Here is a 14,065-nt window from a genome sequence, read left to right on the forward strand (position 1 = left end):
CCATGGTCAAGGGCCTTGATGGCCTGGCCGTAGCCAGGCAGTCATTGCGTGGCTTGTGGTTCAGGAGCGACATGGAGCGACAACCGGCTCCAGCACCTCCACTACTCTACCAACCGTAGAGAGAATCCAACAAATCCATCAGTTCTCACTGCAAGTACCCTGTAAGCCGGAACCGGACGGGTTCGCAACGCGACATGCCGCGTCATTTCGCCTCGGGGTCGACATAGGGGACGCGTCCCTTGACGACGGTCAGCGCCTCCACCAGCGAACTTCCGATGACGGCCACGACGATGGTGAAGAAGGCGACCGTTCCGTCGAGCCAGGTCGCGTCCTTCAGCCGCCAGATGACGATCATGAAGATGAAGGCCTTGAACAGGAAGCCGACTCCCAGGAACCCCGCGATGGCGGTGAGGCCCAGGTTCCGGCCGAAGTACATGATGACCAGCGTGATGACGATGAAGACCGCGGCCAGTCCCCCGCCGACTGCGCCTCCGACGAGTCCCGGCGTGCCCGCGACGAGGAGGCCTGTGCCCATGCCGAGCAGCGCCACGGCGAGCACGAGGAGGGTCCCGCGGATGAGCATGGCCTTCCACACTCGCGTCCATGCCGCCTCCACGGCGGTCTCCTGGTGACGTGACTTCTCCTGGCCGTGCTCTCCGGTCACGAGATCTCCTCTCTGGCTCTCTGTCGTGCTCTCAGCGGGTAGAAGGTGAAGACGAGGGTGATCGCGAACAGTCCCCCGATGATGACGAGGACGGTGATCCAGTTCCGGAACAGAAGCAGCACGGAGCCGAAGGCGATCAGCGCCGTCCAGGCGTAGAGGATGAGCACGGCGCGGGCGTGCGAGTGCCCCAGTCGCAGCATCCTGTGGTGGAGGTGCTTGGCGTCGGCGGAGAACGGCGACTGTCCGGCCATCAGCCTGCGCACCACTGCCAGTCCGAGGTCAAGCAGCGGCAGGAACATCACCGCGACCGGCAGGATGATCGGCAGATAGGTCGCGAACACGCGCTCCTCGCCGATGAGAGCCGGATCGACCTGACCGGTGACCCTGATCGTCGAGGCGGCCAGCAGCAGGCCGATGAGCATGGAGCCCGAGTCGCCCATGAAGATCCGGGCGGGATTGAAGTTGTGCGGCAGGAAGCCGACGCAGGCTCCGACGAGGATTGCGATGATCAGCGAGGCGAGGTTGGCGTATGAGTCGGGCGAAGCGTCCCGGGCCAGCCAATAGGAATAGATGAAGAACGCGCTGCCGCCGATGGCGACGACGCCGGCGGCGAGCCCGTCGAGGCCGTCGACGAAGTTCACGGCGTTGATCGTGACGAGGACGACGAGGATCGTGACGATGATCGACATCCGCGGGGAGCCGATGATCACTCCCCCGAACGGGATCGAGAGCAGGGCGACGCCTTTGATCGCCATGAAGCCCGCCGCCAATGCCTGGCCGGCGAGCTTGGTGATCCAGTGAAGGTCCCAGATGTCGTCGATGATCCCGAGCACGCAGAGGATCAGGGCTGCACCGGCGACTCCGACGACCGGGGCCATGTCGACGAAGATCCGCTGCAGGAACGGGGTCTGCGAGGCGAACACGAGGCCCACCGCCACCCCGCCGAACATCGCCACTCCCCCCAGCCTCGGCGTGGGGATGGAATGCACATCCCTCTCCCGCAGGGGCGAGAAGATGTGTCCGCGCTCGGCCACCCGCCGCACCATCGGGGTGAGCAGGTAGGCGACGAGCGCGGAGACGATGAGGATGAAGAGATAGGCGCGCACTCAGTCACCCTGGTCGCTGAGTTCGGGAAGGATCTCGGCCAGGTCCGCGGCGGCGATGGGTCCGCTGCGCACGATCCGGGGTGTCTCGCCGCTGAGGTCGACGATCGTCGAGGATGCTCCCAGAGTCCGGGATCCCCCGTCGAGGTAGACGTCGACGGAGTCCCCGAGCATCTCCTGCGCCTCATCCGCCGAGGTGGCCGCGGGCTGACCGGAGATGTTTGCGCTGGAGACGGCCAGCGGTCCCGTCCGGGTCAGGAGCGCCAGCGCGTATTCGTCATCGGGCATGCGCACGGCAACGGTGCCATGGGTCTCGCCGAGGTCCCAGTCGAGCGAGGGCTGGGCGTTCGCGATGATGGTCAGGGGGCCGGGCCAGAAGCGGGCGGTGAGGGCGAGCATCCGCTCGTCGACGCCGTCGACGAGTCCGAACACCGTGTCGGCACGCGGCACGAGCACCGGCGGGGGCATGTCGCGACCGCGTCCCTTCGCCGCCAGCAGCGCCGCCACCGCCGAAGCGTTGAACGCGTCTGCGGCGATCCCGTAGACCGTGTCGGTGGGGATGACGAGCAGATTGCCGGCTTCGGTGACTCTGGCGCATTCGTCCAGGACCAGGTCGCGGATCTCGGCTTGAGTGACGTCGAATCGTCTGGACACGAACTCTCCGTTTCGAATCGTGGTGGGCGGTGGTCGCACGCTGCTTCTCGCAGACGGGCTCTCAGTCGATGACTGCGCGGCGAGCGACGGTGAAGCGGTCGCGTCCAGTGTAGTCCGGCAGCGTCCGCGCGCCTGACAGACTGGCCGTGGCGGCGATGAGGTCGCGCACACCCGCACCCTGATCCTCGCCGTGCTCCATGACGAAGAGGCCGTCGGGATGCAGGAGCTTCTCGGCCTGGGCGATGATGAGCGCGGGGATCTCGAGCCCGCTCGCTCCCCCGTACAGGGCGGGTGCCGGATCATGGTCGGCGACTTCGGGATCCCGTGGGCGGGCGTCATCGGGCACATAGGGCGGATTGGTCACCACCGCGTCGGCGCTCCCGCACAATTCGGGGTGATCATCGGCGAAGGTGGTCGCATCCCCGGCGACGAAGTCGACGACCGAGTCGCCCACCTCGGCGAGTTCCAAGTTCGTGAACGACCACTCGAGGGCGGCGGGCTCACGTTCGACGCCGAGCGCGCGCAGGCGCGGGTGCTCGCAGGCCAGGGACAGAGTGATCGCGCCCGAGCCGGAGCACAGGTCGACGACGAAGGGAACGTGGACGTCGGCGCTGCCTTCGTTCTCGTCTCCACGCTTCTCGGCGTGCCGCGCCAAGTCCTGGAGCACCTCGGTGACGAGGAGCTCGGTCTCCGGGCGGGGCACGAAGACACCGGGACCGATGAGGAGTTCGAGATGACGGAAGGCCGCCCGCCCGGTCAGGTGCTGCAGCGGGACCCGGGAGGCCCGGCGGCCGATGAGGTCGGCGAACTCGGTGAGCACGGCGGCCGGCACCGCGTCGGCGAACAGGCGCCTGCGGTTCAGTGCCCCGGAGTCGATGTCCCAGGCGTGGGCGAGCAGCGCCGCGGCATCCGTGTCAGGGCTGGCCACGCCCGCCTCGGCGAGCAGACCGGTGGCCGCTCGGAGAACCTGTGGGACGTCAGCGGACACTTCGGTCTCCCAGCGCATCAGTCGCCCAGGGCGTCCAGCCGGGCCGCCTTGTCCGCGTCGCGGCAGGAGTCGATGACCGGGTCGAGGTCCCCGGCGAGCACCTGGTCGAGGTTGTAGGCCTTGTAGCCGGTGCGATGATCGGTGATCCGGTTCTCCGGATAGTTGTAGGTGCGGATGCGTTCGGACCGGTCCACGGTGCGCACCTGGGACCGGCGGATGTCGGCGGCCTCGGCGGCGGCCTCCTCGGCCTGTTTGGCCAGGATCCGGGCCCGCAGCATCCGCATCGCGGCTTCCTTGTTCTGCAGCTGGGACTTCTCGTTCTGGCAGCTCGCGGTGATTCCCGTCGGCAGATGCGTGATGCGCACGGCCGAGTCGGTGGTGTTCACGGACTGACCGCCGGGGCCCGAGGAACGGTAGACGTCGATGCGCAGATCGTTGTCGTCGAGGTGGATCTCCTCGGGCTCGTCGACCTCGGGGAAGACGAGGACTCCGGCTGCCGAGGTGTGGATGCGGCCCTGGGATTCGGTCACCGGAACGCGCTGGACCCGGTGGACTCCCCCTTCGAACTTCAGCCACCCGTACGCGCCCGCGTCACGGGCCTTGACGGCCACCGTGACGTCCTTGTATCCGCCGAGGTCGGAGTGCGTGGCGTCGAGGACCTGAGCCGACCAGCCGCGGGAGTCGATCCAGCGCTGATACATCCGCAGCAGGTCGCCCGCGAACAGCGCGGACTCGTCTCCACCCTCTCCGGCCTTGATCTCGATGATCGCATCGCGGGCGTCATCGGGATCGCTGGGCACGAGCAGATCCTTCAGCTCGGTCTCCACACCTGCGTGCTCTGAACGCAGCCGGGTGACCTCAGCGACGAAGTCGGGATCGTCGGCGGCGAATTCCTCCGCCGCCGCCAGGTCCTCTTCGATCTGCTGGTACCGGCGGGCGGCCACGGCCACCCTCTCCAGCTCGGAGTAGCGCCGGCTCAGCTTCTTGGCCCGCCCGGCGTCCGCGTGGACGGCCGGGTCGGAGAGCTCTTCCTGCAGCCGTGCATGCTCATCGAGCAGCACGCCGAGGCTGGATCTGAGGGTGTCGTCGTCGGCCATCTCAGTCGTCGGTGGAGGACTTCGGCAGCGGCGTCGTCTTCTGCACCTGCATGAGGAACTCCGCGTTCGAGCTGGTCTCCTTGAGCTTGGACATGAGCAGCTCGACGGCCTGCTGCTGCTCGAGGCCCGAGAGGAGACGGCGAAGCTTCCACATCACCTTGGTCTCCTCCGGAGTCATCAGCATCTCCTCGCGACGCGTGCTCGAGGAGTTGACGTCGATGGCCGGGAAGATGCGCTTGTCGGCCAGGTGACGCGAGAGACGCAGCTCCATGTTGCCGGTGCCCTTGAACTCCTCGAAGATGACCTCGTCCATCTTGGAGCCGGTCTCGACGAGAGCGGTCGCAAGAATGGTCAGCGAGCCGCCGCCTTCGATGTTGCGCGCGGCGCCGAAGAACTTCTTCGGCGGGTAGAGCGCGTTCGCGTCGACACCGCCGGAGAGGATCCGACCCGAGGCCGGCTGCGCGATGTTGTAGGCACGGGCGAGGCGGGTGATGTTGTCGAGGAGGACGACGACGTTCGAGCCCATCTCGACGAGGCGCTTGGCCCGCTCGATCGCGAGTTCGGCGATCGTCGTGTGGTCGTCGGCGGGGCGGTCGAAGGTCGAGGCGATGACCTCGCCCTGCACCGCGCGCTGCATGTCGGTGACCTCTTCGGGACGCTCGTCGACGAGGACCACCATCAGGTGCACATCCGGGTTGTTCGCAGTGATCGCATTGGCGACCTGCTGCATGATCGTGGTCTTGCCCGCCTTCGGGGGTGCGACGATGAGTCCGCGCTGGCCCTTGCCGATGGGCGTGACGAGATCGATGAGGCGGGTCGAGGTGACCTTCGCGTCCGTCTCCAGGCGCAGGCGGTCCTGCGGGTAGAGCGGGGTCAGCTTGGAGAATTCGACCCGCTCACGGGCGTCCTCGACGGAGAGTCCGTTGACGGAGTCAAGACGGACCAGGGCGTCGAACTTCTCGCGCTTGCCGCTGCGGTCGTTCTCACGCTGCTGACGGATCGCACCGGCGACCGCGTCGCCCTTGCGCAGACCGTTCTTGCGCACCATCGATGCCGAGACGTAGACGTCGTTGGGACCGGGCAGGTAGCCCGAGGTCCGCAGGAAGGCGTAGTTGTCGTGGACGTCGAGGATGCCGCCGACGGGGATGAGCACGTCATCGCCGCGGATCGCCTCGGGCTCGTCGCCTCCGCGTCCGCGACGCTTGCGGTCCCGGCCCCGGCCGCGACGGTTGCCGCGGTCGTCGTCGTCGGTGGAGTTGCGGCCCCGGCGATCGTTGTCGTCATTGCCGCGGCCGCGGCGGTTGCCGCGATCCTCGCGGTCACTGTCATCGCCCTGGCGGTTGCGGCGGTCGTTGCCGCGGTCGTTGTCATCGCCCTGACGGTTGCGGCGATCGTTGCCACGGTCATTGTCATCGCCCTGGCGGTTGCGACGGCCGTTGCCGCGGTCGTTGTCATCGCCCTGGCGGTTGCGGCGATCGTTGCCGCGATCGCTGTCGTCGCTCCGGCCGCGGCGAGAGTTGCCACGGTCATCGCGATCGTTGCGATCCTCGCGGTCACTGCGGTCCTGTGAGTCGGTGGAGTCCTGCGAGTCGGTGGAGTCAGCGGACTCGGCGGATTCGGAGCGGGAGTCTCCGCCGCGGCGCGAACGACTGCGGCGTGAGCGCTGTCCCTCAACCTGCTGGGTTTCACCCTGCTGGGTTTCTCCCTGCTGGGTTTCTCCCTGCTGGCTTTCTCCCTCGTCGGCGGACTTGGCGGAGGTCTCGGCAGCTGCGGCAGGGGCCGCGACTGCCACCGAAGCGTCGGTCGTCGCGGAGAAATCGGGTCCGGGAGCAGCAGAGGCCGGAGCCTGTGCGGCTTCGGCGGCAGGTGCGGCTTCGGCGGAAGCGGCGCTGCGACGCGAGCGACCCTTGGGCTCGCTCTGCTTCTCGGCGGCGGCGGGAACCGACTCGGCGGTCCGGGATTCGGTCCGGGATTCGGCGGCGGGGGCCGACTCGGCGGCAGGTGCGGCGGGTGCTGACTGCGGGGCGGCGGTCTGGCCACCGGTGCCCTGGGAGTTCTTGATGGCGTCGATCAGTTCGCTTTTGCGAAGCCGACGGTACCCCTTGATTCCCAGACCCGCTGCCATTTCCTGCAGTTGGGGAAGACGCAGTGCGGTCAGGCTGCCTGTGCGTGATGCGGAATCTTGAGTAGTGGTTTCAGACACGAAGGTCTTTCTCCCTCATTCGGCCGTGCGGCGAGAGCCGTATCGTCACGGCGACGGAAACACCCTTGAGGTGCATTGTGAAAGATAACCTGCTGAAGAGTGAGCAGGAGACGTCCCAGAGAAGGTGAAACTCGATTGGGCTTGCACAAAAGGCGCTCAACCCGTTCACTGTCGGAACATCGCCAGTTTACTCTCTTGGCGTCAATCGCGCGAATTCGCCGTCAGTCGAGCCGATGCGCCCGGTATCCTCCGAGGTCAATGGAGGTGCGGATGAGGCGGACCGAGTCGGAGGCGAACGTCTGGCAGTCGGCATCGGAGAGAATCAGGACGGTGGGTCCCGCGCCCGAGACCACGGCCGGAAGGCCTGCCGTGCGCAGAGCGTCGACGAGTTCCATCGACTCCGGGTAGGCCTCGCGCCGGAACTCCTGGTGCAGGCAATCGGCAGTGGCCTCCATCAGCACGGAGGCGTCGGAGGAGAAGCCGTGCACGAGCAGCCCCGTCCGGGCGGAGTTCTCCGCCGCGATCTCATGCTCGATCGACGCCGGCATCAGCGATCGCGCGATCGCGGTGTCGAGGCGGGCCTCGGGAACTAGGACGGTGACGTCGGCGATCGTGGCGACGGGTATCTGCCAGGCCCGGGCGGGATGGGACAGCGCGATCGTCAGGCCGCCGAAGATCGCCGGCGCGGCATTGTCCGGGTGCCCCTCGAGCTCGGTCGCGAGCTCCAGGACACGTTCGCGGGTCAGTTCCGGCCCACCGGAATGCGCGCCCACGAGGCCGGCCAGGGCGATGGCGCCGACGACGGCGGCGGCCGAGGACCCGAGCCCGCGCGAATGCGGGATCCGATTCACGCACTCCAGGGTCAGTCGATCGGCGAGTGCCGCCGCCTCGGCGCCGTATTCGCTGCCGAGCACGTCGGCGAGCACCCGCATGACGAGGTGGGACCGATCCCGGGGCAGCGTCTGGGCGCCCTCCCCCGTCACGTTCACGCACCGGCTCGGGTCGACCGGTTCGTCGTGGATGGTCAGCGTCAGGGAGTCGAAGAGATCGAGGGCGAGTCCGAACGAATCGTAGCCGGGGCCCAGGTTCGCCGAGGTGGCCGGAACCTCGAGCCGGAACTGCACACTCAAGCTTCGAGCCCCAAGGCGCGGGCGGCGCTCACGGCATCGACCGGCACGCGCGTCGGTTCGATGGCTGAACCGTCCTCGGTGTGCAGAGCCCAGGCCGGGTCCTTGAGTCCATGACCCGTGACGGTGACGGCGATCGTGGCCCCTGCCGGCACCTCACCGGCTTCCGCCTTCTTCAGCAGTCCCGCCACCGAGGCGGCGGAGCCGGGCTCGACGAAGATCCCTTCGTCGCGGGAGAGGATCTTGTGGGCGGCGAGGATCTCCTCATCGGTGACCGAGTCGATGAGTCCGCCGGAGGAGTCCCTGGCCTCGATGGCCTGATCCCAGCTGGCGGGTTTGCCGATCCGGATCGCGGTGGCGATCGTGTCGGGATCGTCGACGGGGTGGCCGAGGACCAGCGGCGCGGCGCCGGCGGCCTGGAAGCCCCACATCCGCGGCAGTCTGGTCGAGACGCCGATCTCGTGGTACTGGCGGTAGCCCTTCCAGTAGGCGGTGATGTTCCCGGCATTGCCGACGGGCAGGATGTGGATGTCGGGGGCGTCGCCGAGGACGTCGACGACCTCGAACGAGGCAGTCTTCTGGCCCTCGATCCGGTCCGGGTTGACGGAGTTGACGAGGTGCACGGGGTAGGACTCGGAGAGCTTGCGGCACAGCGTCAGGCAGTCGTCGAAGTTGCCGTCGACCTCGAGCAGGGTGGCGCCGTGGGCGATCGCCTGGCTCATCTTCCCCGGGGCGATCTTGCCCGTCGGCACGAGGACGGCGCAGGTGAGCCCGGCCTTCGTCGCGTAGGCGGCAGCCGACGCGGAGGTGTTGCCGGTCGAGGCGCAGATGACGGCCTTGGCTCCGGAGGCGAGGGCCTTGGTGATGGCCATCGTCATTCCGCGGTCCTTGAACGACCCGGTGGGGTTGAGCCCCTCGTACTTCACCCACACCTGCGCGCCCGTGAGCTCGCTGAGCTTCTCGGCGCGGATGAGCGGAGTGCCACCCTCCCCGAGCGACACGGAGGGGGTGGATTCTGAGACGTCGAGCAGGCTGCGGTACTCGTCGACGACGCCCTGCCACTGGTGCCTGGGGAAACTGCTCATTGTCACTGTCCTTCCACACGGATCACGGAGTTGACGGCGCGCACCACGGGCAGGTCGCCGAGGCGATCGACCGTTCGTGCGAGCACTGCGTCAGTATTGGAGTGGGTGGCGAGCACGAGCTTCGCGTGCTGTGTCTCGTCCTCGTCGACCTCGCCGACGGTCTGGCGCATGAGCTCGATCGAGGCGCCCTCGTCGGCGAAGACTTCGGAGACCGCGGCGAGCACACCGGGACGGTCGACGACGTCGAGGGTGATGTGGTACCGGGTGGTGATGGCCGAGATCGGCAGGATCCGCGAGTCCTCGTGGAAGGGACGCTCGTACTGTCCTCGTCCCCCGAGCACGCGACGCCGGGCGACGGAGACTACATCACCGAGGACCGCCGAGGCGGTCGGGGCGCCTCCGGCTCCCTGTCCGTAGAACATGAGCTCGCCGGCGGCTTCGGCTTCGATGAAAACGGCGTTGAACGCTCCCCGGACCGCGGCCAGAGGGTGGCTGCGGCCCAGCAGCGCCGGGTAGACGCGGGCGGAGAGCCCGGCGCCCGCCGGTGAGTCGGCGACACGTTCGCACACGGCCAGGAGTTTGATGACGAAACCCTGGTCCTTGGCGTTGGCGACCATCTCGGCGGTGATGTTCTCGATGCCCTCGACGTGGACGTCGTCGATCGAGACGGGGGCGTGGAAGGCCAGAGAGGACAGGATCGCGGCCTTGGCGGCGGCGTCGTGGCCACCGATGTCGGCAGTCGGATCGGCCTCGGCGTAACCCAGTTCCTGAGCGGTCGCCAGTGCCCGGTCGAAATCCCAGCCCTCGGAGTCCATCTGGTCGAGGATGTAGTTGGTCGTGCCGTTGACGATGCCCATGATCCGGTCGATGCGGTCGCCGGCCAGGGAGTCGCCGACGGGGCGGATGATCGGGATCGCGCCGGCGACGGCGGCCTCGTGTTCGAGGCGGACGCTGGCGCGGTCGGCTGCGGACATGAGTTCGCCGTAGTGGGCGGCCAGCAGCGCTTTGTTGGCGGTGACCACCGACGCTCCCTGATCGAGCGCCCGGGTGATCAGCGACTTGGCGGGTTCGATGCCGCCCATCAGCTCGATGACGATGTCGGCGTCGGCGATGGCCGCCTCGGCGTCGGTCGTCAGCAGGGCGGGATCGATGCCACTGCGGGGGCGGGAGGTGTCGCGCACGACGACGGCGCTCAGCTCCAGAGGCGCGCCGATCCGCTCGGTCAGGTCCTCGGATCGGCTGATGATGCGGGCGGCGACTTCCGTGCCGACGACTCCGCATCCGAGCATCGCAACTCTCAGTGGCTTCATTTCCCTGCCTTCTCCATGTCTGTCAGTGTGGTCATGCCCGGATCGCTGCTGAGCATCTGGGCATAGCTTTCGGGGGTGACGATCCACTCCACGGCGTCGGTGCTCACGGCGAGCACTCCGGGCCTGGTCAGGTGGTTGTAGTTGTTCGCCAACGACCTGCAGTACGCCCCCGTGCCCGGGACGGCGACGAGATCGCCGGGCGCGACGTCCGCACCCATGTACTCGTCGCGCACGATGATGTCGCCGGACTCGCAGTGCTTGCCCACGACGCGGATGATCGTCGGCTCGGCGAGCGAGTTCCGATTGGCCAAGCTACACGAATAGTCGGCGTCGTAGAGAGCTGTCCGGATGTTGTCGCTCATGCCGCCGTCGACGGCGACATAGGTGCGGATCCCGTTGTCCGTGTGCACCTCCTTGACGGTGCCCACCTCGTAGAGCGTGAACACGGCCGGGGACACGATCGCCCGGCCCGGTTCGATCGAGATCCGGGGGACGTCGGTGCCCAGGCCCCGGCATTCCTTGGCCACCACCTCGGCGAGCTCTGCGGCCATCTCCTCGACCGGGATCGGGGTGTCCTGTGAGGTGTAGCGGATTCCGAATCCGCCGCCGAGGTCGACCTCGGGCAGGTCGACGCCATGGGTCCGCATGATCTCAGCGCGCAGCTCGAGAACCCGGGCGGCTGCGACCTGGAACCCGGAGATGTCGAAGATCTGGGATCCGATGTGGGAGTGCAGGCCGTCGAAGCGCAGGTGCGCAGAGCCCACGACCGCCTCGGCGGCCTTCGCCGCCATCCCCGAGGACAGGGACAGTCCGAACTTCTGGTCCTCGTGGGCGGTGGCGATGAAGTCATGGGTGTGGGCCTCGACGCCGACGGTCACGCGCAGCATCACGGGCGCGACGACTCCCCTGTCAGCGGCGATGGACTCGAGTCGGGAGATCTCGTCGAGGCTGTCGACGATGATCCGCCCGACGCGATAGTCGAGGGCGTATTCGAGTTCGGCCACGGACTTGTTGTTGCCGTGCAGACCCACCTTCTCGCCGGGGACTCCGGCGGCGCGGGCGATCATCATCTCCCCCAGCGAGCAGGTGTCGAGGCCGAGTCCCGCCTCATGCACCCACCGGGCGACGGCGGTGCACAGGAACGCCTTGCCGGCGTAGAAGATGTCGGCGCCGGAGCCGCCCTGCTCGTGGGCGAAGGCCCGGGAGTAGGCGTCGCGGTAGGCACGGGCCCGAGACTTGAAGTCCTCGACGTCCATGACCAGCAGCGGGGTGCCGTAGTCACGAGCGAGATCGGTGACGGCGTGGCCGGCCACGGTGAGCACGCCGTCCGAGTCCTTCGTCACGTTCTCGGACCACAGGCTGGGCAGGAGCGCGTTGACGTCCTCGGGGTAGGGCAGCCAGACGGGCGCTGGTGTGGCGTGCATGGTGCCGGCGATATGAGCGGGCATTACATCCTCTCCGGGGCGGGTTCGCCCAGTTGTCGAAGTCCGTTCTTCAGCACGACGGCCGCAGCGCGGTCGAGGGTCAGCCGGGCGGCGTGGACGGCGGTGATCTCCTCGTCCACGGTCGGGGTCACGGGGTGGGCGTCGGCCCAGCGATGGAACGTCTCGGCCACCTCGCCGAGGTGACGCAGCAGGCGCGACGGCGGACCCTGCGCGGCTGCGCGCGGGAAGTCGGCCAACGCCGTGAGCAGAGCGGATTCCGCCGAGGTGCGCCCCTCGACTCCCGCCGCCGCAGCTTCCGGGTCGACCTCTGCCGCCGTGCCGACCCCTGCCGCCGAGGCGACGCGGTCGATCCGCACCGCCCTGGCGTAGGCGCAGCGCACGGAGTCGATCTCGGATTCGGCGACACCGGGCGCACCGGCGGTGGGTTCGGGGGCCGGGTCGACAGTCTCGGGGGCCGGGTCGACAGACTCGGGGGCCGGGTCGACAGTCTCGGGGGCCGGGTCGACTCGGCCGTAGTCGTCGCCTTCCGCGACGATCTCGGCGGCGAGGCGACTGCTCGATGCATCGAGCGTGATCGCGAGGAATCCGGGGCCGGTGACGTCCACCGCGGCGATTCCGGGATCCGCCCGCAGTGCCTTGGCAATGGTCGAGGCCAGCTCGTGCGCCTCGACGCCGACGAGGCCCGCGGTCTGCAGTGCGATGTTCGAGGTCCAATCCCAGTCACCGGAGTTCCTCGGCCGAGTCAGGGTGACCGTGCTCGGCAGGTCGACGACTCCACCACGCGCGGTGCTCAGCGCGCGCGAGAGGGCGGTCTGCAGGAGTTCGGGGGTCACCAGAACAGATTACTCGGTTGTGAATGTCCTCGGCGAATCAGACGACACGGCGCCGATCAGAAGCCACAGCGCGGTTCAGAGGACACCGCACGAATCAGATATGTCCCGGCCGGCAGGCGGAGAAGCTGACGACGAACTTGACGACCACCGACGCCAGGACCACGGCGAAGGCCGGCCACAGCTGATCGAAGCTCTGGACGAGGAACGCGAAGATCAGCGGACCCGTCGCCGCCAGCAGGTATCCCCCGCCCTGGACGAAGCCGGACAGGGCGGCAGCCGCTTCGGCGTCATGGGAGCGCAGCGTGATCAGGGTCAGCGCCAGCGGGAACGTGGAGATACCGATGCCCAGCAGCACGGTCCACAGCACGGGTGCGGCCTGCGGGAGGAGCCACAGACCGAGGTAACCGACTGCCAGGCACACGCAGAACGCGACGACGATGGGCGCTGCGGTGCGCAGCTTCTGCGCCAGTGCGGGCAGGACGAAGCCGAGCACCAACGGGATGGCGGCGACGAGCGCGAGCATCGAGCCGGCGAAGGATGCCGAGAAGCCGGAGCGGATGAGCAGCAGCGGCAGCCAGGTGAAGAGGATGAAGTTGTTGAATGACGTCAGCCCCGTCATGGTCATCAGCGACCAGGCACGGCGGGTGCGCAGAAGCCGGCGCAGTTCGCCGCCGCCGACAACGGTAGATCTCACCGTTGCGCGCGGAGACGGACGCACGACGGCGAGGACGATCCACACTCCGATCGCTGCGATCGCACACACAGCCCACACGAGCAGTGATCCCCTCCATCCCCACACCGATGCGAACGGCACTGCCACCAGCGGCGGCAGGAACGTACCCAATTGGAGGAGACCGACGTGCACGGTCGACATCAGGGCCACCCGGTCGGGGAAGTGGGACTTGACGATGGGAGGCAGGACGACATTGCCGATTCCCATGCCCAGCAGTGCGATCACGCTGAAGACGAGGAACCACCCGGGAGAGTCGAGGACCGCGCGGACACCGGAGCCGACGGCGATGAGGACCATGGCCACGAGCGTGATCGTGATGGCGGAGTGCCGATTGACCAGGCGCGGGGTGAGGAAGCCGCTGAGCCCGAAGAGCAGCGGCGGGAGCATTCCGATGATCGCGAGGAAGACGGAGTCCAGGGGGATCTCGGCGCCCATCATGTCCAGCAGCGGGGACAGTCCCGTCACCCCGGGACGCAGATTGAATGCGGCGACGATGATGCCCACCAGCACAAGTGCAGTCAACGACGCGATTCTCATGGGTGCATTTCTATCATCCGGCCGGCAGGGGCTTCGGGGCGGGGTGGACGTTCAGGGGGCTGGGGTGGGGACGAGAAAACCCCCTGGATGACCAGGGGGTTCATGGTGCCCGCGACAGGATTCGAACCTACGACCTTCTGCTCCGGAGGCAGACGCTCTATCCACTGAGCTACGCGGGCAACGCATGCAATGCTACCACCGTGACGTGGTCAGACTCAAAACGAGGCCGAGTGCTCGGCGCCGACGGGCCGAGGGCCTCTGCTCCCGCGGGCGCGGCCCGTCGTCT

General features: G+C 67.9%; 12 protein-coding genes and 1 tRNA gene. All 13 read right to left on the reverse strand.

The window, feature by feature from the left end; translation table 11 throughout:
- Positions 1-202: 202 nt before the first annotated feature.
- The 13 genes from RIT73_RS08395 to RIT73_RS08455 all read right to left on the reverse strand — a co-directional run bounded on the left by RIT73_RS08395 (position 203) and on the right by RIT73_RS08455 (position 13,958).
- Positions 203-664 (reverse strand): hypothetical protein, encoded by a 462-nt coding sequence (locus RIT73_RS08395; protein ID WP_309131621.1) that lies wholly within the window; start codon positions 662-664, stop codon positions 203-205.
- Positions 661-1,770: an MraY family glycosyltransferase gene (locus RIT73_RS08400; RefSeq protein ID WP_309131622.1), complete on the reverse strand. Its 1,110-nt coding sequence runs from the start codon at positions 1,768-1,770 to the stop codon at positions 661-663. Before RIT73_RS08400 ends, RIT73_RS08395 begins: the two co-directional genes overlap by 4 nt.
- A complete protein-coding gene (locus RIT73_RS08405) occupies positions 1,771-2,421 on the reverse strand; it encodes an L-threonylcarbamoyladenylate synthase (RefSeq protein ID WP_309131623.1) in 651 nt (216 codons plus the stop codon).
- A 61-nt stretch (positions 2,422-2,482) separates the two neighbouring features.
- The gene (gene prmC / locus RIT73_RS08410) at positions 2,483-3,409 is read right to left on the reverse strand and encodes a peptide chain release factor N(5)-glutamine methyltransferase (RefSeq protein ID WP_309131624.1); all 927 of its coding nucleotides are present in this window, start codon (positions 3,407-3,409) and stop codon (positions 2,483-2,485) included.
- 17 nt (positions 3,410-3,426) lie between these two features.
- Complete coding sequence (gene prfA / locus RIT73_RS08415; RefSeq protein ID WP_309131625.1) at positions 3,427-4,506, reverse strand: peptide chain release factor 1; 1,080 nt, start codon at positions 4,504-4,506, stop codon at positions 3,427-3,429.
- 1 nt (position 4,507) lies between these two features.
- Entirely contained in the window at positions 4,508-6,709 is a 2,202-nt protein-coding gene (rho, locus tag RIT73_RS08420) for a transcription termination factor Rho (RefSeq protein WP_309131626.1), read from the reverse strand.
- A gap of 221 nt (positions 6,710-6,930) precedes the next feature.
- On the reverse strand, positions 6,931-7,833 hold the full coding sequence (thrB, locus tag RIT73_RS08425) for a homoserine kinase (protein WP_309131705.1): 903 nt from the start codon (positions 7,831-7,833) through the stop codon (positions 6,931-6,933).
- A 2-nt stretch (positions 7,834-7,835) separates the two neighbouring features.
- A complete protein-coding gene (gene thrC / locus RIT73_RS08430) occupies positions 7,836-8,921 on the reverse strand; it encodes a threonine synthase (RefSeq protein ID WP_309131627.1) in 1,086 nt (361 codons plus the stop codon).
- A 2-nt stretch (positions 8,922-8,923) separates the two neighbouring features.
- A complete protein-coding gene (locus RIT73_RS08435; RefSeq protein ID WP_309131628.1) occupies positions 8,924-10,231 on the reverse strand; it encodes a homoserine dehydrogenase in 1,308 nt (435 codons plus the stop codon).
- Positions 10,228-11,679, reverse strand: a complete 1,452-nt coding sequence (gene lysA, locus RIT73_RS08440; protein WP_309131629.1) for a diaminopimelate decarboxylase — start codon at positions 11,677-11,679, stop codon at positions 10,228-10,230. The genes RIT73_RS08435 and lysA overlap by 4 nt, the downstream gene beginning before the upstream one ends.
- A complete protein-coding gene (locus RIT73_RS08445) occupies positions 11,679-12,509 on the reverse strand; it encodes a DALR anticodon-binding domain-containing protein (protein WP_309131630.1) in 831 nt (276 codons plus the stop codon). Before RIT73_RS08445 ends, lysA begins: the two co-directional genes overlap by 1 nt.
- A 94-nt stretch (positions 12,510-12,603) precedes the next feature.
- Positions 12,604-13,764, reverse strand: a complete 1,161-nt coding sequence (locus RIT73_RS08450; protein WP_309131631.1) for an MFS transporter — start codon at positions 13,762-13,764, stop codon at positions 12,604-12,606.
- 118 nt (positions 13,765-13,882) lie between these two features.
- A tRNA-Arg gene (locus RIT73_RS08455) sits at positions 13,883-13,958 on the reverse strand.
- Positions 13,959-14,065: the final 107 nt, after the last annotated feature.

Source organism: Brevibacterium sp. (genome assembly GCF_031179145.1).
In the GTDB taxonomy this organism is placed as follows: Bacteria; Actinomycetota; Actinomycetes; order Actinomycetales; family Brevibacteriaceae; genus Brevibacterium.

Bases quoted from the DNA above. Each gene is read 5' to 3' on its own strand.
- prfA (WP_309131625.1), bottom strand. From the start codon at position 4,506: ATGGCCGACGACGACACCCTCAGATCCAGCCTCGGCGTGCTGCTCGAT.
- thrC (WP_309131627.1), bottom strand. From the start codon at position 8,921: ATGAGCAGTTTCCCCAGGCACCAGTGGCAGGGCGTCGTCGACGAGTAC.
- RIT73_RS08435 (WP_309131628.1), bottom strand. From the start codon at position 10,231: ATGAAGCCACTGAGAGTTGCGATGCTCGGATGCGGAGTCGTCGGCACG.
- lysA (WP_309131629.1), bottom strand. From the start codon at position 11,679: ATGCCCGCTCATATCGCCGGCACCATGCACGCCACACCAGCGCCCGTC.